Annotated in this window: 19 protein-coding genes and 1 riboswitch; of the genes, 8 read left to right on the top strand and 11 right to left on the bottom strand. The window is 70.7% G+C overall.

Annotated features, from left to right (window positions below):
• Positions 1-47 precede the first annotated feature (47 nt).
• Positions 48-902: a sulfurtransferase gene (locus ACFUPX_RS20180; protein ID WP_383323971.1), complete on the bottom strand. Its 855-nt coding sequence runs from the start codon at positions 900-902 to the stop codon at positions 48-50.
• Between the two features lie 320 nt (positions 903-1,222).
• On the opposite strand from ACFUPX_RS20180, the gene ACFUPX_RS20185 reads away from it, so the two are divergent.
• Positions 1,223-2,029: a VOC family protein gene (locus ACFUPX_RS20185; protein ID WP_383323974.1), complete on the top strand. Its 807-nt coding sequence runs from the start codon at positions 1,223-1,225 to the stop codon at positions 2,027-2,029.
• Between the two features lies 1 nt (position 2,030).
• On the opposite strand, the gene ACFUPX_RS20190 is transcribed toward ACFUPX_RS20185, so the two are convergent.
• From ACFUPX_RS20190 to ACFUPX_RS20205, 4 genes are read right to left on the bottom strand one after another with little or no spacing between them, the layout of a single operon-like run.
• Positions 2,031-2,690: a thymidine kinase gene (locus ACFUPX_RS20190; RefSeq protein WP_383323977.1), complete on the bottom strand. Its 660-nt coding sequence runs from the start codon at positions 2,688-2,690 to the stop codon at positions 2,031-2,033.
• A 48-nt stretch (positions 2,691-2,738) separates the two neighbouring features.
• Complete coding sequence (locus tag ACFUPX_RS20195) at positions 2,739-3,932, bottom strand: alkaline phosphatase family protein (RefSeq protein WP_383323980.1); 1,194 nt, start codon at positions 3,930-3,932, stop codon at positions 2,739-2,741.
• Positions 3,932-4,528: a DUF5998 family protein gene (locus ACFUPX_RS20200; RefSeq protein ID WP_383323983.1), complete on the bottom strand. Its 597-nt coding sequence runs from the start codon at positions 4,526-4,528 to the stop codon at positions 3,932-3,934. The genes ACFUPX_RS20195 and ACFUPX_RS20200 overlap by 1 nt, the downstream gene beginning before the upstream one ends.
• A 42-nt stretch (positions 4,529-4,570) precedes the next feature.
• On the bottom strand, positions 4,571-7,489 hold the full coding sequence (locus tag ACFUPX_RS20205; RefSeq protein WP_383323986.1) for a GNAT family N-acetyltransferase: 2,919 nt from the start codon (positions 7,487-7,489) through the stop codon (positions 4,571-4,573).
• 125 nt (positions 7,490-7,614) lie between these two features.
• On the opposite strand from ACFUPX_RS20205, the gene ACFUPX_RS20210 reads away from it, so the two are divergent.
• Positions 7,615-7,896 carry an HPr family phosphocarrier protein gene (locus ACFUPX_RS20210; RefSeq protein WP_249587283.1) on the top strand — a complete coding sequence of 94 codons (282 nt, stop codon included), beginning with the start codon at positions 7,615-7,617 and terminating at the stop codon, positions 7,894-7,896.
• 174 nt (positions 7,897-8,070) lie between these two features.
• On the opposite strand, the gene ACFUPX_RS20215 is transcribed toward ACFUPX_RS20210, so the two are convergent.
• The 4 genes from ACFUPX_RS20215 to ACFUPX_RS20230 all read right to left on the bottom strand — a co-directional run bounded on the left by ACFUPX_RS20215 (position 8,071) and on the right by ACFUPX_RS20230 (position 12,925).
• Complete coding sequence (locus ACFUPX_RS20215; RefSeq protein ID WP_383323990.1) at positions 8,071-8,784, bottom strand: GntR family transcriptional regulator; 714 nt, start codon at positions 8,782-8,784, stop codon at positions 8,071-8,073.
• A gap of 228 nt (positions 8,785-9,012) precedes the next feature.
• On the bottom strand, positions 9,013-9,813 hold the full coding sequence (locus ACFUPX_RS20220; protein ID WP_383323993.1) for a M23 family metallopeptidase: 801 nt from the start codon (positions 9,811-9,813) through the stop codon (positions 9,013-9,015).
• A 12-nt stretch (positions 9,814-9,825) separates the two neighbouring features.
• Positions 9,826-9,989: riboswitch (cyclic di-AMP (ydaO/yuaA leader) on the bottom strand.
• Positions 9,990-10,187: 198 nt separating this feature from the next.
• Positions 10,188-11,573 carry a M16 family metallopeptidase gene (locus ACFUPX_RS20225; RefSeq protein ID WP_383323995.1) on the bottom strand — a complete coding sequence of 462 codons (1,386 nt, stop codon included), beginning with the start codon at positions 11,571-11,573 and terminating at the stop codon, positions 10,188-10,190.
• Positions 11,570-12,925 carry a M16 family metallopeptidase gene (locus ACFUPX_RS20230; protein WP_383323998.1) on the bottom strand — a complete coding sequence of 452 codons (1,356 nt, stop codon included), beginning with the start codon at positions 12,923-12,925 and terminating at the stop codon, positions 11,570-11,572. Before ACFUPX_RS20230 ends, ACFUPX_RS20225 begins: the two co-directional genes overlap by 4 nt.
• A 236-nt stretch (positions 12,926-13,161) precedes the next feature.
• Here ACFUPX_RS20230 and ACFUPX_RS20235 point away from each other — a divergent pair, with 236 nt between their 5' ends.
• A complete protein-coding gene (locus ACFUPX_RS20235; protein WP_383324001.1) occupies positions 13,162-15,615 on the top strand; it encodes a DNA topoisomerase (ATP-hydrolyzing) subunit A in 2,454 nt (817 codons plus the stop codon).
• On the opposite strand, the gene ACFUPX_RS20240 is transcribed toward ACFUPX_RS20235, so the two are convergent.
• Positions 15,616-16,692 carry a CobW family GTP-binding protein gene (locus tag ACFUPX_RS20240; RefSeq protein WP_383324003.1) on the bottom strand — a complete coding sequence of 359 codons (1,077 nt, stop codon included), beginning with the start codon at positions 16,690-16,692 and terminating at the stop codon, positions 15,616-15,618.
• 349 nt (positions 16,693-17,041) lie between these two features.
• Between ACFUPX_RS20240 and ACFUPX_RS20245 the strand changes: the two genes are divergently transcribed.
• The 3 genes from ACFUPX_RS20245 (at position 17,042) to ACFUPX_RS20255 (ending at position 18,788) form a co-directional block, all read left to right on the top strand.
• The gene (locus tag ACFUPX_RS20245; protein WP_383324006.1) at positions 17,042-17,566 is read left to right on the top strand and encodes a DUF6082 family protein; all 525 of its coding nucleotides are present in this window, start codon (positions 17,042-17,044) and stop codon (positions 17,564-17,566) included.
• A 185-nt stretch (positions 17,567-17,751) separates the two neighbouring features.
• Complete coding sequence (locus ACFUPX_RS20250) at positions 17,752-17,988, top strand: hypothetical protein (protein ID WP_383324009.1); 237 nt, start codon at positions 17,752-17,754, stop codon at positions 17,986-17,988.
• A gap of 101 nt (positions 17,989-18,089) precedes the next feature.
• On the top strand, positions 18,090-18,788 hold the full coding sequence (locus ACFUPX_RS20255; protein ID WP_383324011.1) for a DUF6082 family protein: 699 nt from the start codon (positions 18,090-18,092) through the stop codon (positions 18,786-18,788).
• A 54-nt stretch (positions 18,789-18,842) separates the two neighbouring features.
• Here the strand turns inward: ACFUPX_RS20255 and ACFUPX_RS20260 are convergent, their stop codons facing one another.
• Positions 18,843-20,027 carry a citrate synthase gene (locus tag ACFUPX_RS20260; RefSeq protein ID WP_383324015.1) on the bottom strand — a complete coding sequence of 395 codons (1,185 nt, stop codon included), beginning with the start codon at positions 20,025-20,027 and terminating at the stop codon, positions 18,843-18,845.
• Between the two features lie 106 nt (positions 20,028-20,133).
• Here ACFUPX_RS20260 and ACFUPX_RS20265 point away from each other — a divergent pair, with 106 nt between their 5' ends.
• Positions 20,134-21,402: a citrate synthase family protein gene (locus tag ACFUPX_RS20265; protein WP_383324018.1), complete on the top strand. Its 1,269-nt coding sequence runs from the start codon at positions 20,134-20,136 to the stop codon at positions 21,400-21,402.
• Between the two features lie 36 nt (positions 21,403-21,438).
• Entirely contained in the window at positions 21,439-22,386 is a 948-nt protein-coding gene (locus tag ACFUPX_RS20270; protein ID WP_383324021.1) for a sucrase ferredoxin, read from the top strand.
• Positions 22,387-22,403 lie beyond the last annotated feature (17 nt).

The raw sequence follows: 22,403 nt of genomic DNA on the forward strand, positions 1-22,403 counted from the left end.
GCCCCGCACCGTTCAGGTGCGGGGCCCGACCACGTATGTGCCGCCCGTTACTGCGGGTCCGGGCCCTTGGCCACCGGACGGGACGCGTCGGACGACCACTCCGACCACGAGCCGACGTACAGCGACGCCGGGATCCCCGCCACCGCGAGCGCGAGCACCTCATGGGCACCGGACACACCGGAGCCGCAGTAGACACCCACCTCGGAAGTGCCGGACGCGCCCAGGGAGTTGAAGCGGGCCGCGAGGTCCTCGGCCGGCCTGAAGGTGCCGTCGGCCGTGACGTTCTCCGTGGTCGGCGCGGAGACCGCACCCGGGATGTGGCCGCCGACGCGGTCGATCGGCTCGACGTCACCGCGGTAGCGCTCGGCCGCGCGGGCGTCCAGGAGCAGCCCGGAGCGGGCCAGGGCCGCCGCGGCGTCGGCGTCGAGGAGGTCCGTGGTGTTCGCCTCCGGGACGAACGAGCCCCCGGCCTCCGGGCGCTCGTCCCCCGCCGTCAGCGGGCCGCTCCACGCACCGAGCCCGCCGTCGAGCACCCGCACCGAGGGATGACCCGTCCAGCGCAACAGCCACCAGGCGCGTGCGGCGGCCCAGCCCTGCCCGCCGTCGTACACGATCACGTCCCGGTCGGCCGAGACCCCGGCCGCCCGCATCACCGCTCCGAAGCGTTCCAGATCCGGCAGGGGGTGCCGTCCGGCCGAACCCGCCGAGCCCGCCAGATCGGCGTCCAGGTCGACGAAGACCGCCCCGGGGACATGGCCCTTCTCGTACTCGGCCCGCCCGTCGAAGGCGGGGGCGCCCGCCGCCTTCGCGGTGCTCAGCTGCCAGCGGATGTCCAGGAGCACTGGCGGGTTCTCGCCCGCCAGGTCGCTCTCGAGTTCGGATGCGGAGATGATGGCATTCATGGCCCCATCCTTACCTACGGGGTGGCCGCATCGTCCAGGTCCGGCTACCCTGCTCCGCCGGACGCCCGACGAACACGCGGTGTACGGAATCGGGCACGCCGTGTACTGCTGAACGACACCACAGAGCAATCGCGCGTTAACGGATGAGAAACGGCAAACCGGGCATCCTCTGAGCGGAGCCGGGCCGAGCGGCGCGGCCGGGGCGCGCGGTGCCGCAGGTGGTGCGAGCATCTGCACGGGCGGGCAAACGCGCGGAATAGGTACGTGCGTTCGAAAGCGGAGCCGAGCGGCCACCATGACGGGCCGAGGAGAGAGTGACGATGACGGAGGCACGGGGGTCGACGGGCCAGCGTGACGGCTTGGGGGCCGTCCGCCGCACGCCCGGCACACCCACCTGGGTGAGCCTGATGGCGCACGGCCTGGCCGCGACCCAGGAGTTCTACGGAGCGTTGTTCGGCTGGGAGTTCCAGCCCGGCCCGGAACAGCTCGGGCCCTACGTACGGGCGCTGCTCGACGGCCACGAGGTCGCCGGGATCGGCCAGCTGCCGCCCGACCACCATCTGCCGATCGCCTGGACGCCCTATCTGGCGTCGGACGACGTGGACGCGACCGCCGAGGCCGTGCGGCACTGCTGCGGCACGATCGGAGTCGGCCCGCTGGACGCGGGCCCGGCCGGGCGGATGGCCATCGCGGTGGATCCCGCGGGCGCGGTGTTCGGCATCTGGCAGGCGGCGGAGCACCTGGGCGGGGCTCTGGCCGGGGAGCCCGGAGCGCCCGCCTGGAACGAACTGGTGACCCACGAGACGGGTGGCGTCGTCAAGTTCTACCAAGCGGTCTTCGGGTACACCGAGGAGGCGGTCGTCTCGGCCGACTTCGACTATGTGACCCTCCAGGTCGACGGCCACCCGGTGGCCTCGGTGCACGGCATGGGCCAGGCCCTGCCGCGGGACCGGGGCGCGCACTGGATGACGTACTTCGAGGTCGCCGACGTGGACGAGTCGGTGGAGCGGGTCGTCGAGCTCGGCGGGCACGTCGTCAAGCCCGCGCGGGCGGGTACCCACGGGCGGGTGGCCACGGTCGCCGACCCGGAGGGCGCGGTCTTCACCCTCGTGCGGTCCGAGGGCTGACTCAGACGCGGGCGGCCTCGTCGACCGGCAGCACGTCGGGCGACAGGGCACCTGCGTGCGCGGTCGCCGCCGTCATCCGGCGCCGGTGGTGGCGGCGGCACAGGACCTCGTAACCCACCTCGTCCGCCGCGTGGTTGACGTCACCGACGACGACCTGGGCGCCTTCGACGACCATCGCACCGCCTATGGTGCGGGCGTTGTGGGTGGCACGGGCGCCGCACCAGCACAGGGCCTCGACCTGGAGCACCTCGACGCGGTCGGCGAGTTCGACGAGCCGCTGCGAGCCCGGGAACAGCTTGGAGCGGAAGTCCGTGGTGATGCCGAAGGCGAAGACGTCCAGGCTCAGGTCGTCGACGACGCGCGCCAGTTGGTCGATCTGGCCGGGGGCGAGGAACTGCGCCTCGTCCGCGATCACGTAGTCCGCGCGGCCACCCTGCGAGAGGTGGTCGACGAGATGGGCGTAGAAGTCGAAGTCGTCGGCGGCCTCGATCGCGTCCGTGACGAGGCCGAGCCGCGAGGAGAGCTTGCCCTCGCCCGCGCGGTCGTCCCGGGTGAAGATCATCCCCTTCAGGCCGCGGGTCGAGCGGTTGTGCTCGATCTGCAGAGCCAGGGTGCTCTTCCCGCAGTCCATCGTTCCGGAGAAGAACACCAGCTCGGGCATGGTGAGTTGAGACCTTTCGAGACGTACGGGGGGACAGCGGGGCGGCGGTCAGGGGCGCACTTCGATGAGCGGCACGAGCTGCTCGACGGGGGTCATGGAGCCGTGCATGCCGACCAGGGCCGACTCCTTCGGCTCCTTCTCGGTGGCGATGATCGCGACGTCGTCGTGGGCCGCCGCCACGACGTCGCCGATGCGTCCGTACACCCGCTCGTCGACGGCGCCGGGCGGGCCGAACCAGCCCGCCGCGATCGCCTCGTCGCGGCTCGCCACCCAGAACTGCTCGCCGAGCACCTCGCGCCAGACGGTCAGTACGTCGTTCTCGGCGCCCGGCACCGCGTACACATGGCGGGCACGGCCCTCGCCGCCGAGGAGGGCGACGCCCGCGCGCAGCTCCCAGTCCTCGTCGAAGTCGATGCGGGACTGCTCGTCGAAGGGGATGTCGAGCATGCCGTGGTCGGCGGTGACGTACAGGGCGCTGCGCGGCGGGAGTTGCTCGGCAAGGCGCTGGACCAGCCGGTCCACGTACATGAGCTGGCCGCGCCAGGCGTCGGAGTCGACGCCGAAGCGGTGGCCCTTGCCGTCCACTTCCGCGTAGTACGTGTAGACCAGCGAGCGGTCTCCGGCGCCCAGTTGCTCGGCCGCGAGGTCCATGCGCTCCTCGCCGGAGAGCTTGCCCCGGAAGCTGCCGCCGCTCAGCGCGATCTTGGTGAGCGGGGTCCTCTCGAAGGTCGGCGACGACACCTGGGCGGTGTGTACGCCGGCAGCGTGGGCCTGCTGGAAGACGGTGGGGTACGGCTGCCACTTGCGCGGGTCGGTCCACGGGTTCCAGCGGAGCTGGTTCATCAGCTCGCCGGTGGCGGGGTTGCGGACCGTGTAGCCGGGCAGGCCGTGCGACGCGGGCGGCAGGCCCGTGCCGACCGAGGCGAGGGAGGTCGCGGTGGTGGCGGGGAAGCCCGCGGTGATCGGACGTCCCGTACCGCCGCGCGACGAACCGAGGAGCGAGGTCAGGAAGGGCGCTTCGGCCGGGTGGGCGCGCAGCTGCTCCCAGCCGAGGCCGTCGATCAGGAAGACGCAGTTCCGGTCGGCCGGGGCGAGTTCCTGGATGACGGGCGAGAAGCCCTCGACGCCTTGGTGGGAGACGAGCGTGGGCAGCAGGTCGGCGAGCGAGCCCACGCCGTACTCGGGCAGGGGCGCGGAGTCGAGGGAGAGCGGCTGCACGTCGTCCCAGGCGGGCAAGGACATCAGCGGGTGGTGTCCGCGGTCGCCTCGGACAGCGCCTGCGCGAAGGCCAGGGTCTGGCGCACGGCGTCCGGGCCGTCACCCGCCTCGCTGACGCGCAGGCTGAGGTCGTCGGCGGTGGAGCTGCCGGTGTACCCGTGGTCCGCCTCGCAGTTGGGGTCGCCGCAGGCGGCGGGCTCCAGGTCGATGCGCGCCACGGCGCCCCAGCCGATGGTCAGGACGACCTCGCGGGGCAGCGAGCCCGGGACGTACTTCTCGGGATTGGCGACGACGCGGCTGACGACGACGGACGAGATCCGGCCGATCTTCACGGATTCCGTGGAGGTCGTCGCGTACGGCGTCGGCGAGGTGCTGTCCGCCGCCTGCTCGTCGGTGTGGCTGACGATGAAGCGATTGCCGGTCAGGACGAGGACCGTCACGTGCCGGCGCACTTCGTTCGCGTCGAACGTGGTCTCCTGGTGGACCAGGAACGACCCGATGGGCTCGCCGCCGATCGCGGCCTCCACCGCCTCGGCCACGAGGGCCGGGTAGTAGCCACTGCGCTCGATCGCCGCGCGCAGCCCCTGGGTCGTCGTACCGGTCTTTGCCATGCCGTCCATCCTACGACCCGGCGGAGGCCGCACGGTGCCCCACCGGCCGCCTCAGTACCCCGGCAGGGACCGCGGGCCGAGGTCACTGCGGGCCGGCGGGGGTGCGAGCCGCACGGAGGCGCCGAGCACGGAGAGGCCCCGCTGGGCCACGACCACGGGTTCCAGGGACACGCCGACCACCTCGGGGTGATCGTCCACCAGGCGCGAGACCCGCTGGAGCAGTTCCTCCAGGGCCGGGGTGTCCACGGGCGCCGAGCCGCGCCAGCCGAAGAGGAGCGGGGCGGTCCGGATGGATCTGACCAGGGAGCCCGCGTCGCGCTCCGTGACCGGGATCAGCCGGTGCCCGGTGTCCCCGAGCAGCTCGGACGCGGCGCCCGCGAGCCCGAAGGAGAGCACCGCTCCGGCCGCCGGGTCGATGACCGCGCGGACGACGGTGTCGACACCGCGGGGCGCCATCGCCTGCACGACGGGGCGCAGCTCTTCGGGCTTGCCGAAGGCTTCGGTCAGTTCGCCGTAGGCGCGGCGCAGTTGCTCCTCGTCCGCCAGGTCGAGCCGCACACCGCCTAGGTCGGCGCGGTGGCGCAGGTGCGGGGCGGTGGTCTTGAGGGCCACGGGGTAGCCGAGCGTGCGGGCCGCCGCCACGGCCGCGTCCGGGTCGGGCGCGGGCAGGGCGTCCCGTACGTCGATGCCGTAGCGCCCGAGCAGTTCGCGGGCGTCGCCCTGGGCGAGGGTGGCGCCACGCGGGTCGTCCTGCTCGACGAGGAGCTCGTCGATCCGCCGGGCGGCCCCGCTCTCGTCGATGTCCTCGTACTCATGCACCTTGCCGGGCTCCCTGGCCTCGCGCCGCCACTGGGAGTACTTCACGGCTTCGGCGAGGGCGCGGACGGCGCGTTCGGCGGCGGGATAGGCAGGAATCCGGTACGGCTGCGCGGGGCTGGGGCGGTCCTGGGCCTCGGGCTCCGCTGCTGCTGTGGGCGCGCTCTCTGTGGCCGCCGTCGCTGCGGGCAGGCGTCCCGCAGGGCGATTGGCGTCTCCCCTGCTCGAGCGAAGTCGAGAGCTTGGGGAAGGGTGGGCACAGCGCTCACCGCCGGGTGCTGATACCGGGGCGTCAGGCCTGGTGCGGGTCGCGGCGGCCAGTGCTTCGGCGAGCCCGCCGAGTTCTACGTGGACCACGGCTACGGGCTTCGCGGGGCACCCGGCGGCCGCGGCATGCAACTCGCCGGCCAGGGTCTCCGGGGAAGCCGTGATGCCGTCCTCCCCCACCCAGGGGATCGCCGTCACGATCACCGCGTCACAGGACTCGTCCGACAAGGCCTCGGCAAGTGCCGCGCGGAAGTCCGCAGGGGTGGCCCCCGTGGTCAGATCCCGCGGAGGCGCCGGCCGAAGCCCATCGGCAACGCACGCATCGTACGTAAGAAGCCCGAGCGACTCGGAGTTCCCCAAGATCGCCACCCGCGGCCCGGAGGGCAACGGCTGCCCCGCCAGAAGCAGCCCCGCATCCACCATCTCGGTGACCGTATCGACCCGAATGACCCCCGCCTGGCGCAGCAGCGCCGACACCGTGGCATGCGGAAGCCGCGTGGCCTGCACCGCGTGCCCCGTGGGCGCGATCCCACTGTGCCGCGCCCCCTGCACCACGACCAGCGGCTTCGCCGTGGCCGCCCGCCGGGCGAGCCGGGTGAACTTGCGCGGGTTGCCGATGGATTCGAGGTACATCAGGGCGACATCGGTGTCCGGGTCCTCGTACCAGTACTGGAGCACGTCGTTGCCGGACACATCCGCGCGGTTGCCCGCGCTCACGAAGGTCGAGAGGCCCGCACCGCGCCGGTGGAGCCCGGAGAGCAGCGCGATGCCGATCGCACCGGACTGGGTGAAGAGGCCGATCCGCCCGCGCTCGGGCGGATGCGGGGCCAGCGAGGCGTTGAGCCGCACGTCCGGCGACGTGTTGATGACCCCGAAGGCGTTCGGGCCGAGGATCCGCGTGCCGTACGACCGCGCCTGACGCACCAGTTCGCGCTGCCGCTCCCGCCCTTCGGGCCCGCTCTCCGCGTACCCGGCGGAGATCACGACGAGCCCCGGCACCCCGCGCTCGCCGCACTCGGCGACGGCCTGCGGCACCCGCTCGGCGGGCACGGTCACGACGGCCAGCTCGACGGTCTCGTCGATGTCCCGCACGGAGCGGTGGGCGGGCACACCGTCGACCTCGGCCCCCTCCTCGAACGCGCTGTTCACCGCGTACAGCCGCCCCGTGAAGCCCGCCTCGCGCAGGTTGCGAAGGACGCTGCGCCCCACGCCCCCCGGCGTACGCCCGACGCCGATCACGGCGACCGACTTCGGCGTGAGCAGCCGCTGCACCGACCGCGCCTCGGCACGCTGCTCACGGGCGCGCTGCACGGCGAGCGAGCGGTCGGTGGGCTCCAGATCGAATTCGAGGCGTACGACGCCGTCCTCGAAGCTGCGTTTCTGCTGGTAGCCCGCGTCCGTGAACACCTTGATCATCTTGGTGTTGGCGGGCAGCACCTCGGCGACGAAGCGGCGGATGCCGCGCTCCCTGGCGACGGCGGCGATGTGTTCGAGGAGGGTGGAGGCGACGCCCCTGCCCTGGTGGGCGTCCTGCACGAGAAAGGCGACCTCGGCCTCGTCGGCGGGCGCGCTCGCGGACATCCCGCGGGAGTCGATGCGGTCGAAGCGCACGGTGGCGATGAACTCGCCGCCCACGGTGGCCGCGAGACCCACCCGGTCCACCTGGTCGTGATGGGTGAAGCGGTGTACGTCCTTGGCGGACAGCCGGGGGTAGGGCGCGAAGAAGCGGTAGTACTTCGACTCGTCCGAGACCTGCTCGTAGAAGCTGACCAGGCGGTCCGCGTCCTCGACCGTGATCGGCCTGATCCGGGCGGTGCCTCCGTCACGCAGGACGACATCGGCTTCCCAGTGGGAGGGGTATGCGTGCCTGTCGGACGGGGTCTGCATGGGGCCAGAGTACGGGTCGCGGCGGCGCCTTCGCCGGGGCAGGCTAGGAGTCGCCGGAAGAGCACCCGTGACGGCATGAGACACTGGTCTAGACAAGTGTGAGACACCTGGAAGGGCAGCAACACATGGCTGAGCGCCGCGTCAACGTCGGCTGGGCCGAGGGCCTCCACGCCCGACCCGCCTCCATCTTCGTCCGCGCGGCCACCGCCGCCGGCGTCCCCGTGACGATCGCCAAGGCTGACGGCAACCCCGTGAACGCCGGCTCCATGCTCGCCGTGCTCGGTCTGGGCGCGCAGGGCGGCGAGGAGATCGTGCTCGCCTCCGACGCCGAGGGTGCGGACGCCGCTCTCGACCGTCTGGCGAAGCTGGTCGCGGACGGTCTTGAGGAACTCCCCGAGACCGTCTAGTAGAGACTGGTACCGGTAAAGACCGGTACTCATACGCCGAAGGGCCTGCCCGAAATCGGGGCGGGCCCTTCGGCGTTCCCGGTTCCACGCGTCGAATACCGGGCGACTTTCCTTGAATTCGGGCAGCACGAATAATCCCCGCCGAATAACACTTCTTTGTATACGGCGCCTCTGTTAATGACGGAGGCCCACCGTGTTTACGGCATGTTGCGAATTCCTCACACGATCGCGGTCGCGGTCCCTGTCGCGGCGCTCACCGTGCGGAGGAAAGCGCGGCCGGTGCGCGGCCGTCGCCCGCTCCGTGTGCGCCGCGGTGAGCGACCTGGCCCGTTCCGCGTCGCCGCGGGCGACCGCGTCGACGATCGCGGCGTGCTCCGCCCAGGACTCCGCGGGAGCGGCCGAGGTCTCGACGACGTACATCCAGGCGATCTTGTGCCGGAGCTGGGTGAGCAGCGCGGTCAGGCCCGGACTGCCGGACGACTGAGCGAGCGTCTCGTGGAACCAGCCGCCCAGGGAGCGCAGGTCATCGCTCTGGCCGCGCCGCGAGCGCTCCTGGCCCAGCCGGACGAGGCCGCGCAGGACCTTCAGGTGCGCCTCCGTGCGGCGCTGTGCGGCGCGGGCGGCGCCCAGCGGCTCCAGGAGCATGCGGATCTCCAGGAGGTCGGCCGCCTCCTGTTCGGTCGGCTCCGCGACGCACGCGCCCGCGTGCCGCCGCGTCACGACGAAGCCCTCGGCCTCCAGGGTGCGCAGGGCCTCGCGCACGGGGACGCGGGAGACTCCGTAGCGGCGCGCGAGGAGTTCCTCGGTGAGCCGGCCGCCCCGTTCGTAGACACCGGAGACGATGTCGTCCCGGATGGCCGTGCACACCGAGTGCGCGGGAATGCGCATGACCTGACCTCCGCCTTAATCCCCGCGAGACGCGGTCGATCGACGCCCGTTCAGTGATTCTCCAGCGACTCTATTGCAGAGCGGCTGAATTTCCGACGGGTGGCCAGAATTCATGGATACTTTTGGCCAAAGGCGATGCGGGGCGATACGGAACCACGAAAGCCCCGGCTCTCGACGAGCCGGGGCTTTCGGTGCGGATCAGACGCGCGTCGCGCGAAACTCCTGGGATCAGACGTTGACGCCGTGCGAGCGGAGGTACGAGACGGGGTCGATGTCCGAGCCGTACTCCTCGCCGGTGCGGGCCTCGAAGTGGAGGTGCGGACCGCTGGAGTTGCCGGTGGACCCGGAGAGGCCTATCTGCTGGCCCGGAGTGACCGCCTGGCCGACGGTGACACCGAGGGACGACATGTGGCCATACTGGGTGTACGTGCCGTCGTTCATCTTGATGACCACGTTGTTGCCGTAGGCGCCGCCCCAGCCGGCCTCGACGACGGTGCCGGAGCCGACCGCGTGGACCGAGGTGCCGGACGCCGCGTGGAAGTCGACGCCGGTGTGGCTGCCGGAGGACCACATGCCACCGCCGGTCTGGTAGCCCGTGGAGATGGACGAACCGGAGATCGGGGCGACGTAGGTGTTCAGGCGCTTGCGCTCGGCCTCGCGAGCGGCACGCTCCTTGGCCTCGCGCTCCTTCTTGGCCTTGGCCTTCGCCTCGGCCTCAGCCTTGCGCTTGGCCTCTTCGGCCTTCTTCTTGGCGGCCTCTTCGGCCTTCTTGGCGGCTGCGGCGTCGTCGGCGGCCTGCTGCTGGGCGGCGGCCTGCGCGTCGATGCTCTGGGCGAGCGAGTCGCCCACGGAAATCGCCTGGGTGAGGCCGGTGTGCTCAAGGGCCGCGTCGTCGGCGGCGAGGGCCGGAGCGGCCAGGCCTCCGATGACACCGGTGGTGGTGAGGGCGGCGACGCCCGCCACGTTCGCGGTCGTACGCGTGAGGCGGCTGGGGCGACGGTGCTTCCCGGTGGCACGGGTGAACGCCATGAAGCGGCTGATCCTTTCCTTCCTTCTCGCCTACCGGGTTAGCTGACGGGTTCGGAGCAGGAAGGTCTCCTACGAGTCCCTCACCTCACGGCAAGGTTCCCGATTCACCCCAGGGGGACATGTGGGTCCCCGGCTCCCCTGGCTCGCGCCGTACGGGGACTCGGCGATGACTGCCCGGTGCCGCGGGTGCGGCGTACTGCATGACGAACAGTCGGACCGAACGCTAAGCGGGTCATCTTTCAATCGACAAACGGATCAGAACTTTTGTAGCGCACGCCACAGGGCAGACACGTAACCTCCATATCAATTCGGACATATGAGGACCCCAGGAGCCGATTCCAGCCACTGGGGTCCCCATATGTCCTGACTGTCACTCAGCCCGTGACCACACTCACTTCACCGATGCCGAGCGCCCTGACGGGCTCCTCGATCTGCGCCGCGTCACCGACGAGCACCGTCACCAGGCGGTCCACGGGGAAGGCGCTCACCACGGCCGCGGTGGCCTCCACGGTGCCGGTGGCGGCCAACTGGCGGTACAGCTGGGCCTGGAAGTCGTCCGGCAGGTGCTGCTCGACCTGGTCGGCGAGGGTGGCCGCGACGGACGCCGCCATCTCGTACTTGAGCGGGGCGACGCCCACCAGGTTCTGCACGGCGACATCGCGCTCGGCGTCCGTGAGGCCGTCGGCGGCGAGGGTGCGCAGGACCTTCCACAGGTCGTCGAGGGCCGGACCCGTGGACTCCGTGTCCACGGAGCCGCTGATGGCCAGCATCGCGGCGCCCGTGCCGTCCGGAGTCGAACGCAGGACCTGGGCGAACGACCGCACGCCGTAGGTGTAACCCTTCTCCTCGCGCAGGACGCGGTCCAGGCGCGAGGTGAGGGTGCCGCCCAGGCAGTACGTGCCGAGCACCTGGGCGGGCCAGACGCGGTCGTGCCGGTCAGGGCCCACGCGGCCGATGAGCAGCTGCGTCTGGACGGCGCCGGGGCGGTCCACGATGACGACACGCCCGGTGTCGTCGGCGGTCACCGGGGGCACCGGGCGCGGCTGGGCCGTGCCGCCCGTCCAGGAGCCGATGGTGTCGGCGAGCACGCCGTCCAGGTCGACGCCGGTCAGGTCGCCGACGACGACGGCGGTCGCCGTGGCGGGCCGCACGTGCTTCTCGTAGAAGGTGCGCACCGCCGCCGAGTCGATGGCCGTGACCGTCTCCTCGGTGCCCTGGCGGGGACGCGACATCCGCGCGGTGGCGGGGAACAGCTGCCGGGAGAGCTCCTTGGCGGCGCGGCGGCCCGGGTTGGCGGCCTCGTGCGGGATCTCGTCCAGGCGGTTGCGTACGAGGCGTTCGATCTCGCTGTCCGCGAAGGCGGGGGCGCGCAGGGCGTCGGAGAGCAGGCCCAGCGCCTTGGGGAGGCGGGAGACCGGGACTTCGAGGGAGACGCGGACACCGGGGTGGTCGGCGTGCGCGTCCATGCTGGCGCCGCAGCGGTCGAGTTCGGCGGCGAAGTCCTCGGCGGAGTGCTTGTCGGTGCCTTCGTTGAAGGCCCTCGCCATGATCGTGGCGACGCCGTCGAGGCCCGCGGGCTCGGCGTCGAGCGGCGCCTCGAGGTGGATCTCCACGGCGACGACCTGCTGGCCGGGGCGGTGGCAGCGCAGCACGGTGAGGCCGTTGTCCAGGGTGGCGCGCTCGGGCGCGGGGAAGGCCCACGGCCGTGCGGTGCCCGCCTGGGGCTGGGGGTGGAACTGCATCGTCGCGGCCTCGGTCACTTCGCCGCCTCCTCTTCGTCCTCGTCGGCGGCTTCGGGGGCCGCGGTGGGCTCGGTGGGCTCGTACACGAGCACCGCGCGGTTGTCGGGCCGCAGACGGGCCGCTGCGGCCGCCTTGACCTCTTCCGCGGTGACGTCGAGGACGCGCCCCACGGCGGTGAGGGCGAGCTGCGGGTCGCCGAACAGGACGGCGTACCGGCACAGTTCGTCCGCGCGTCCTGACACCGTGGAGAGCCGGTCGAGCCACTCGCGCTCCAGCTGGGCCTGGGCGCGCTCCATCTCTTCGTCGGTGGGGCCCTCTTCCGCGAAGCGGGCGAGCTCCTCGTCGACGGCGGCCTCGATGACGGGGACCTCCACGTCACCGGACGTCTTCACGTCGAGCCAGCCGAGCGAGGGGGCTCCGGCCAGGCGCAGCAGGCCGAAGCCGGCCGCCACGGCGGTGCGGTCGCGGCGCACGAGGCGGTTGTAGAGCCGTGAGGACTCGCCGCTGCCGAGGACCGTGAGCGCCAGGTCGGCCGCGTCGCACGCGCGTGTGCCGTCTTCCGGGAGCCGGTAGGCGGCCATCAGGGCGCGGGCCGGAACCTCTTCCTCGACGACCTCGCGCAGCTCCTTGCCGATCGTGTCGGGCAGCGAGCCGTCGCGCGGCGGCTGCTTGCCGTCGTGCGAGGGGATGGACCCGAAGTACTTCTCGACCCAGGCGAGGGTCTCCTGCGGGTCGATGTCGCCGACGACCGACAGGACGGCGTTGTTGGGCGCGTAGTACGTACGGAAGAAGTTCCGCGCGTCCTCCAGCGTCGCCGCGTCCAGGTCGGCCATGGAGCCGATCGGGGTGTGGTGGTAGGGGTGGCCCTCGGGGTACGAGAGGGCGGTCAGCTTCTCGAACGCCGTGCCGTACGGAACGTTGTCGTAGCGCTGGCGGCGCTCGTTCTTGACGACGTCCCGCTGGTTCTCCATGGATTCTTCGTCGAGCGCGGAGAGCAGCGAGCCCATCCGGTCGGCTTCCAGCCACAGGGCCAGCTCGAGCTGGTGTGTGGGCATCGTCTCGAAATAGTTGGTGCGCTCGAAGCTGGTGGTGCCGTTCAGCGAACCGCCCGCACCCTGCACCAGCTCGAAGTGGCCGTTGCCGTGCACCTGCTTCGAGCCCTGGAACATGAGGTGCTCGAAGAGGTGCGCGAGGCCCGTACGGCCCTTGACCTCGTGGCGCGAACCTACGTCGTACCAGAGGCAGACCGCGGCGACCGGGGTCAGGTGGTCCTCGGAGAGCACCACGCGCAGGCCGTTGGCCAGCCGGTGCTCGGTTGCTGTCAGGCCGCCGGAACCGGCCTCGGCTGTGGCCGTGTGACCCATGGGCATGTACGTCCCTTCGATCGCGAAAAGCTGGAATTTCTGCCAGTCGTGCCACTGTATGCAAGCGTGCTGACAACCGGTGAAGTTCCCGCTCCGCGCTCGGCGTAGTCGCGGCCGAAGTCCGGGTCGTGGTCGGCGTTGTCAGTGGGACAGTCCACAATGGTCGGCGTCAGATCCCGTTGATGGTCGGCGTCAGATCTTGTTGATGCCCTGGCAGACACCGTGAAGGAGCCGCAGCAGCGATGGCCCGCCGCAGCACGAAGACCCCGCCGCCCGACGATGCGTTCGAGGAGAAGATCCTCGACATCGACGTCGTCGACGAGATGCAGGGCTCCTTCCTCGAGTACGCGTATTCGGTCATCTACTCGCGCGCCCTGCCGGACGCCCGCGACGGCATGAAGCCCGTGCACCGCCGCATCGTCTACCAGATGAACGAGATGGGCCTGCGCCCCGACCGCGGCTACGTGAAGTGCGCCCGCGTCGTCGGCGAGGTCATGGGTAAGTTGCACCCGCACGGCGACGCGTCGATCTACGACGCCCTGGTGCGCATGGCCCAGCCCTTCTCCATGCGGCTTCCGCTGGTGGACGGCCACGGCAACTTCGGCTCGCTCGGCAACGACGACCCGCCGGCCGCCATGCGGTACACCGAGTGCAAGATGGCCGACGCGACGTCCCTCATGACGGAGTCGATCGAAGAGAACACGGTCGATTTCGAGTCGAACTACGACGGCCAGGAGCAGGAGCCGGTCACCCTGCCCGCGGCCTATCCGAACCTCCTGGTCAACGGCGCTTCGGGCATCGCGGTCGGCATGGCGACGAACATGCCGCCGCACAACCTCGGCGAGGTCATCGCCGCCGCCCGCCACCTGATCAAGCACCCCGGGGCCGACCTCGAGACGCTGATGCGTTTCGTGCCGGGCCCGGACCTTCCCACGGGTGGCCGCATCGTCGGCCTGACCGGGGTCAAGGACGCGTACGAATCAGGACGCGGCACCTTCAAGATCCGCGCGACGGTGGCCGTCGAGAACGTGACGACGCGCCGCAAGGGCCTGGTCGTCACCGAACTGCCCTTCTCCGTAGGACCCGAGAAGGTCATCTCGAAGATCAAGGACCTGGTCGGCTCGAAGAAGCTCCAGGGCATCGCCGACGTCAAGGACCTCACGGACCGCTCGCACGGCCTGCGCCTGGTCATCGAGATCAAGAACGGCTTCGTCCCGGAGGCCGTCCTGGAGCAGCTCTACAAGCTGACGCCGATGGAGGAGTCCTTCGGCATCAACAACGTGGCTCTGGTGGACGGCCAGCCCCTCACGCTCGGCCTCAAGGAGCTCCTCGAGGTCTATCTCGACCACCGCTTCACCGTGGTGCGCCGCCGCAGCGAGTTCCGCCGCGGCAAGAAGCAGGCCAGGCTGCATCTGGTCGAGGGGCTCCTTGTCGCCCTTCTGGACATCGACGAGGTCATCCGCCTCATCCGCTCCAGCGACAACTCCGCGCAGGCCAAGGACCGCCTGATGGAGCGCTTCTCGCTGAGCGAGATCCAGACGCAGTACATCCTCGACACGCCGCTGCGCCGCCTCACCAAGTTCGACCGCATCGAGCTGGAGTCCGAGCGCGACAAGCTCAAGGCCGAGATCGACGAGCTGACCCGGATCCTGGAGTCGGACGCGGAGCTGCGCAAGCTGGTCTCCACCGAACTGGCCGCCGTGGCCAAGAAGTTCGGCACGGACCGGCGTACGGTCCTGCTGGAGTCGGCGAGCTCCCCGGCGGCCACGGTGTCGCTGCAGGTGGCGGACGACCCGTGCCGCGTGCTGCTCTCCTCGACCGGCCTCCTTGCCCGTACGGCCAACGGCGAGCCGTTCGCCGAGAGCGACACGAAGCGCGTCAAGCACGACGTGATCATCTCCGCCGTCCCCGCGACCGCGCGGGGCGAGGTGGGCGCGGTGACGTCCGACGGACGGCTGTTGCGCCTCTCCGTGGTGGACCTGCCGCAGCTTCCGGAGACGCACGCGGCGCCCAACCTCTCCGGAGGCGCGCCGGTCGCGGAGCTGCTGTCCCTGGAGGGGGACGAGACCCTGATCTGCCTGATGACCCTGGACGAGTCCTCGCCCGGCCTCGCCCTCGGCACCGAACAGGGCGTGGTCAAGCGCGTGGTCCCGGACTATCCGTCCAACAAGGAAGAGCTGGAGGTCATCACCCTCAAGGACGGTGACCGGATCGTCGGCGCGGCGGAGCTGCGCACGGGCGAGGAGGACCTGGTCTTCATCACGGACGACGCCCAACTGCTCCGCTATCAGGCCGCGCAGGTGCGTCCGCAGGGGCGTCCCGCGGGTGGCATGACGGGCATCAAGCTCGCGGACGGCGTCAAGGTCATCTCCTTCGTGGCGGTGGATCCCGCCGTGGACGCCGTGGTCTTCACGGTGGCGGGCTCGCGCGGCACGCTCGACGACTCGGTGCAGACGACGGCCAAGGTGACACCGTTCGACCAGTACCCCCGCAAGGGCCGGGCCACGGGCGGAGTTCGCGTCCAGCGCTTCCTCAAGGGAGAAGATTGCCTGAGCTTCGCGTGGGCGGGTCCGACGCCGCCGCTCGCGGCCCAGCGCAGCGGCCTGCCGGCGGAGCTGCCGGAGATCGACCCGCGCAGGGACGGCTCCGGGGTCTCCTTGGCGAAGCCGGTGGCCGCGGTGGCGGGCCCGGCCTAGTCACTCGCTCCGCGGCTCCTGTACGTACCGCAGTACGCCCCACATGCTGTGCTCATCGGCACCGGCGTGTGGGGCGTACGCGCGTGACGCCTCCAGCTCCTTCTCCAGCGCGGGTACGTCGACGGCCGACCCGATGAGCACGAGCTGGGTGAGCCGGGACTCGCCCGGGGCCCACGGCTCGGGGTAGAAGCGCAGAAACCGCCCCACGGCGTGCACGGCGTACTTGTTGCGCGGATCGGCGGCGCCGAAATCGACGTACCCCTTGATGCGATAGAGCCCTTCGGGCCGACTGTCGAGGAAGGCCATGAAGGGGCGGGGGCTCATAGGCACTTCGGAGGAGAAGGAGAGGCTTTCGTAGGCGGAGTGCAGGTGGGCATGGCGCCCGTCCTGTCCGTCTTCCTCATGCTGATGCGGGTCGTCATGCTGATGCAGGTCGTCGAAGGAGAGCTGCCCGACCCGCTCCCCCACGGGCTTGCGGTCCAGGAGCAGCTCCACGTCGACCCGCCCGTAGGAGGCGGGGACGACGGCCGCGCGATCGGCGAAGCCGCGGACTGCGCCGAGGATCCGCTCCCGCTCGCCTTCTTCGACCCGGTCGACCTTGTTGACGACGACGAGATCGGCGATCCCGAGGTGCCGATCGACCTCGGGATGCCGCTGCCGGGTCGCGTCGAACTCGGCAGCATCGACGACCTCGACGAGCCCTCCGTACACGATGTGCGGATTCTCGCTGGCCAGCACCATCTTCACGAGCTCCTGCGGCTCAGCAAGCCCACTGGCCTCGACGACGATGACGTCGATCCCGGCGGAGGGCCGCGCGAGCCGCTCCAGATACTCGTCGAGCTCACCGGCATCCACGGCGCAGCAAAGACACCCGTTGCCGAGCGAGACGGTGGAGTCCCCGAGCTGCCCGGCGACGGACATGGCATCGATCTCGATGGACCCGAAGTCATTGACGATCGCACCGATCCGGCTGCCGCCGCTGCGGTGGAGCAGATGATTGAGCAGGGTCGTCTTGCCCGAGCCGAGGAAGCCGGTGAGGACGATGACGGGGATCTGCCCCACACTCGACCGAGTCAACGTGCGACCCCTTTCACACTGACGCGTGCACCGGCGCGTGTCCGGCTCTCGTACGACGAATGGATGTTGCCCCAGCATACGAGCGCGTAGAAGCGCCGTGAAGTGAACGATTGTTAGCGGCACGGGCGGGGCAGACACTGGGCACGGCGCCTGGACATGCGACCACCGCTGCTTCCGTGCGCCTCCTCTCCGCCTCCCTGCCGATCAGAGCCGCTCGGCATCCTGGAAGGCGGCAAGCGCGCCGCCCATCGCTCGCCGGTCTTCTCTCTGTCGACCCGCATCCGACGACCGGCGGACGGTCGCCGATTCGGGGGTTGACATGGCCACACAGAAATTTGCGATACGGGGGTTGGGGTCCGCAGCCGTCGCGGGCCTTGCTTTCGCCGTCGGGGCTCTGACGGTCCTGACCGCTCAGCAACGCAAGCACGGGGCGCTGCGGCTGCGCGTCGGGTGCACGGAACCGTCGGTGCACCAGCAGAACACCACCTTGATCGCGCAACAGCGGCTGCAGTTCGACATGCTCAGCAAGGCGATGGACGACCCTGACCTGGCGGCCGTCCTGGATACCTTCGACGTGGCACTCGCCCCCCGGACACTCCGGCAGTACCTCTTCGCCAACGCCGTGTACACCAACGCACTGCTGTTCTGGCGCGTCGGCAACTTCACCTGGGAAGAGGTGCACGGGCACCTGCGCCTCATCTGCCAGAACCCCGTCTTCCGCAGCTACTGGGAGGCCACACGACCGCACCGAGCCAGCCTGCTTGACGCTTCCGACGAGGCCCGCATGGGCCGAATGGTCGACAAGCTCATACGGGATCTGGAGGAAGCGGACACCGACGACTGGTGGGTGGTGGGCGAACCACCTTGCGAATAAGGCAAGTTGACTCTATGGCCGAGCTGACGCGCGGGGTTGCCCCAGCTTGTCTCAGGCATTGACAGTCCCTAGGGTAGGCGCGCGCGTCGCGTTGTACCCCAGACGCTGCACCCCAAACCTTCTGCAACACCTCAGACAACGCTGCCCCCACACGCCCCGCCACCGCTCCTAAGACTGGAAAACCGTTGAAGATCGTGCGCCGCATCGGTGCCTCTCCCCAGCAGCGGGGAAGCGCCTCAGGACAGTCATGCCCGGATGTCTTCGAACTGAGCGATGGAAACTTCGCCGTCATCGGGACAGAGGCCACAGCGACGCTCGAGAAAGAACTCCCGCCCGACGCCTCGCGAGCGGACTACGAACGCATCGTGATCGTGAGCCGCGAGACGCTTGTCCGCGCCAAGGGTGACATCCCTGACGTATAGCGGTAGTCGGCGGTCGGGCAGATCCTGTCCCGTCCGCCACCGTCCGGTTTCCCTCCCCTGAAGACCGCGGGAAGAATCCCGCGGTCTTCAGGGGAGGAAACATGGCACGCCGAGGTACTTGGCGCTCAGCACTCTCGGTCTGCGCGTGGCTGACCGCCGCCATCGCGGGCGTCGCACTGGTGGGCACAGCTTCCGTCGTCATCAGTGGCTGGCTCGCACGCGGGGCCGAAGCGGCCAGCGGAAGCCGGAAGGCCGCGGAGGAACGCAGCGCCCTCGGGGACTACTTCGGCGGCGTGAGCGCCGTCTTCTCCGGGATCGCGCTCCTGCTGCTCATCGTCACGCTGCTGTTCCAGCAGCACGAGTTGAAGTTGCAGCGCAGAGAGCTCGCGATGCAGCGCGAAGAGATGATCGCCTCGCGCACCGAACTGCGCCGGAGTGCGGAGGCAGACATGCGGGCTCTGCACATGCAACTGACGCAGATGGCGATGGATGACCCCTCACTGGCCGAGGTGTGGAACGACTACGAAGGCATGTCCGACGTCGAGGTCCGCCAGAATCTTTTCGCCAATCTCGTCTTCAACCATTTCGTACTGGCATTCAGTTGGGGCAGCTACTCCGAGGAAGACTTGATCGCCTACGCCCACAATCTCCTCCGGAGTCCCGCTTTCCTCCGCTACTGGAATGCCTCTCGAGCAGCCAAGAGCGAGGTGCCGGCCGAGAGTGCGGAAGGGCGCCTCTTCCGGGTCTTCGATCAGGCTCTGGCAGCCCACCAGGCAGGGGCGCCCCCGGCCGCGTCGTGAGCGGGGGCGCCGACAAACGGAACAGACCGGCTGGGCATGCCCCCGGTCGCGCCCTCAGCTGAACGCCGGTACCGCCTGGGGCACAGTCGGCCCCACATACCGCGCCGCAGGCCGAATAATCTTCGAGTCCTCCGCCTGCTCAAAGACGTTGGCCCCCCAGCCCACCACCCGCGCCGCCGCGAACGTAGGCGTGAACATCTCGCGCGGCAGTCCGCACAGCTCCATGACGACGCCCGCGTAGAACTCCACGTTGGTGTGCAGCTCTCGCCCCGGCTTCAGTTCGGCCAGGATCGCCTCGACCTGGCGTTCGACCTCCACCGCGAACTCCACCATCTGGCCGCCGAATTGCCGCGCGATGCCCCGCAGCATCCGCGAACGCGGGTCCTCCGTGCGGTAGACGGGGTGGCCGAATCCCATGATGCGGTCCCCCGCGAGCACCCGCTCGCGGATCCAGCCGTCGATGCGGTCCGGCGTACCGATCGCGTCGAGCGTGTCGAGCGCGCGGCTCGGCGCCCCACCGTGCAGCGGCCCCGACAACGCGCCCACCGCACCCACCAGACAGGCCGCGACATCCGCCCCGGTCGACGTGATCACCCTGGCCGTGAACGTTGACGCGTTGAAACCGTGATCAATGGTGGAGATCAAGTACTGCTCGATGGCCCGCGCACGATCGGGCTCCGGTTCGGAACCCGTCAGCATGTAGAGGTAGTTGGCCGCGTACGAGAGGTCGTCGCGCGGCTCGACCGGGTCGAGCCCCTGCCCGAGGCGGTAGAGCGCCGTGAGCAGCGTCGGCACCACGGCGGACGCCGCGAGCGCGTCCGCACGCCGCTGGTCGCCGTCGATGTCGTACACCGGACGGAATCCCTTGGCCGCGCCGAAGAGCGACAGCGCCGTACGCAGCCCGGAGAGCGGCCCCGACAGGGCGCTGGCGCGGGCTATGGCGGGCAGCGCCGCCCGCACCTCCTCAGGGAGCCGGCGCAGGGCCGCGGTCCGCGCGGCGAAGTCGGCCCGCTGCCCCGCGTCCGGCAGCGCGCCATGGAACATCAGGTGCCAGACGTCCTCGAAGCTGCGGGTCTGCGCGAGCTCGACGGCCGAGTACTGGCGGTAGTGGTAGAAGCCCTCGTATCCCCTGACGTCTCCGAGCCGGGTCTCGGTCACGACGACGCCCGCGAGTCCCCGGGGGACCTCCACAGGTGCGACGGGGGCAGTGGGGGTGCTGGTGGAGCCATTGGTCGGCATGTTGTTCCTCGACTTCCTCCCTGGACTTGATGTGACTGTCCATGCTTGACTCAATCTCTGTCAATATTGATTGAATCAATATGAAGATGCGGATACGGTGACGCCCATGACGGATCAAGGGGCCGCGCAAGACCGGCGACTGAGCACCAAGCAAGCCGCCGAACTGCTCGGCGTGAAGCCGGAGACCGTGTACGCCTACGTGAGCCGCGGCCAGCTCAGCAGCCGCCGCGGCCCCGGCTCCCGGGGCAGCACCTTCGACGCCAAGGAGGTCGAGTCGCTCGCCCGCAGGAACCGCAGGGAACCCGCGGCCACCTCCGCGAGCGGCGAGCTCTCCGTCCGCACCCGCATCACGCTCATCGACAAGGACCGCTACTACTACCGCGGCGTCGACGCGAAGGACCTGGCCCTGGCGCACTCCTACGAAGAGGTCGCCGAGTGGCTGTGGACCGGTGTCATGCACCCCGGAATCCGCTTCACCGCCCCCAAGGAGAGCGCTGACGCCGCACGCCGCGCCGTCAGCGCGCTGCCCGAGCACAGCGGGCCGACCGACCGCCTGCGCGTGGCCGCCATCTCGGCCGCGGCAGCCGACCCCCTCCGCTTCGACCTCTCCGAAGAAGCCGTCATCGGCACCGCGCGCACCCTCATCCCCACGCTCGTCACAGCGCTGCCACCGGTCAGCCGCACCCACCGGGACAGTGGCCCCCTGGCCCACCAGCTCTGGGCACGGCTGACCGGCCGGCAGCCGCACGACGCCTCCCTGCACGCCCTGGACACCGCGCTCGCCCTGCTCGTCGACCACGACCTCGCCGCGTCGACGCTCGCCGTCCGCGTCGCCGCCTCCGCCCGCGCCCACCCGTACGCGGCGGTGTCGGCAGGCCTGGGCGTCCTGGAGGGCCCCCTGCACGGCGCGGCGAGCGGCCTCGCGCACCGCATGCTCCTGGACGTCCTCGACCGGGGCAGTGCGGCCCCCGTAGTGGCCGACGAACTCCGCGCGGGCCGCCGCGTCCCCGGCCTCGGCCATCGGCTGTACCCCGGCGACGACCCGCGCGCGGAGGCCCTGTTCGCCCTCCTGGAGGTCATCCCCAAGGCGGGCCCCGCCCTGGCAGCGGCCCGCGACGTGGTGGCCACGACGGCTCGCCACACGGACCTGCACGCCAATGTCGACCTGGCCCTCGCCGTTCTGACCGCCTCGTCCGGGATGCCCGCCGAGGCGGGCGAGACGATCTTCGCCGTGGCGCGCACGGTCGGCTGGATCGCCCACGCCCTGGAGGAGTACGGGGAACGGCCTCTGCGCATGCGCCCCAGCGGTCAGTACGTCGGCTTGCGTCCGCCCCAGCCGATGCCCGCGCCCCTGCCGGCCTCCGGCGGCGGATGAATCACCGCAGACCCGGCGCGGGTTAGGCTCACCTCCGTGAGTAAGTGCGCCACCGCTTCGCGGGATCTGGACGAGCCTCTCGCGGGGACCGCGGCCACAGCCAGAACCTGGATTCTGCTGGAGCAGCCGGGCCCCTGGGGCGCCAAAGCGCTCACTTCGAGCCACCTGGATCCGGACGTCGGCCGCGCCCTGGAAGCCGCCGTCGAGGGGACAGGCGTACGCATCGCGCTCATCCGCCGCCCCGGACGCCACGCGGACAGCCGTCCCCCGGCGCACCGCCGCGTCTACGTGGCCCACACCGTGCCCGGCAACACGTGGCTGCGCAGCCACGTCACGGACAGGCCGCAGGAGTTGCTCGACCTGGACTTCACGGCCCTCGGCGCGGGCGACCACGGCGGATTCGGCGCCCCGCACACGGGCGACCCGCTCGCCCTGGTCTGCACGAACGGCAAGCGTGACCGCTGCTGCGCCCTCCTGGGCAGACCACTCGCCGCGTCGCTCTCCGCATCCGGTGAACAGGGTGCCTGGGAAGTCACTCATCTGGGTGGTCACCGCTTCTCCCCCACCCTGCTGGTCCTGCCCTACGGCTATGCGTACGGCCGCTCCGGCCAGGCTGCCGTCAAGGAGATCCTCGAAGGGGTGCGTACGGGCCGCGTGGTCACCGAAGGCTGCCGGGGCAGTTCCGCCTGGGAGCGCCCGGGACAGGCCGCCGAGCTCGCGGTGCGCGCCGCGAGCGGCGAGGACGCCGCAGGCGCCCTGAGCGTCGTCCACACGGGCGGCACGGCCCCGCGCTGGGACGTGACGGTCGCCCACACCGACGGACGGCACTGGCGCGTGACCGTCGCGCAGGGAGCCTCCCTGCCGCCACGGCCGGAGAGCTGCGGCGCGGCGCTGGCGGCCCCGGCACGCATGGACGTCGTGGCGGTGCGGCCGCTCGCGTGCGGCGCCGCACAGGAGATCCCCGCCACAGTGACTTCGGAGTAGCCCTCCGCCCGCCGTAC

It is taken from the genome of Streptomyces sp. NPDC057302 (assembly GCF_042667685.1).
Taxonomy (GTDB): Bacteria; Actinomycetota; Actinomycetes; order Streptomycetales; family Streptomycetaceae; genus Streptomyces.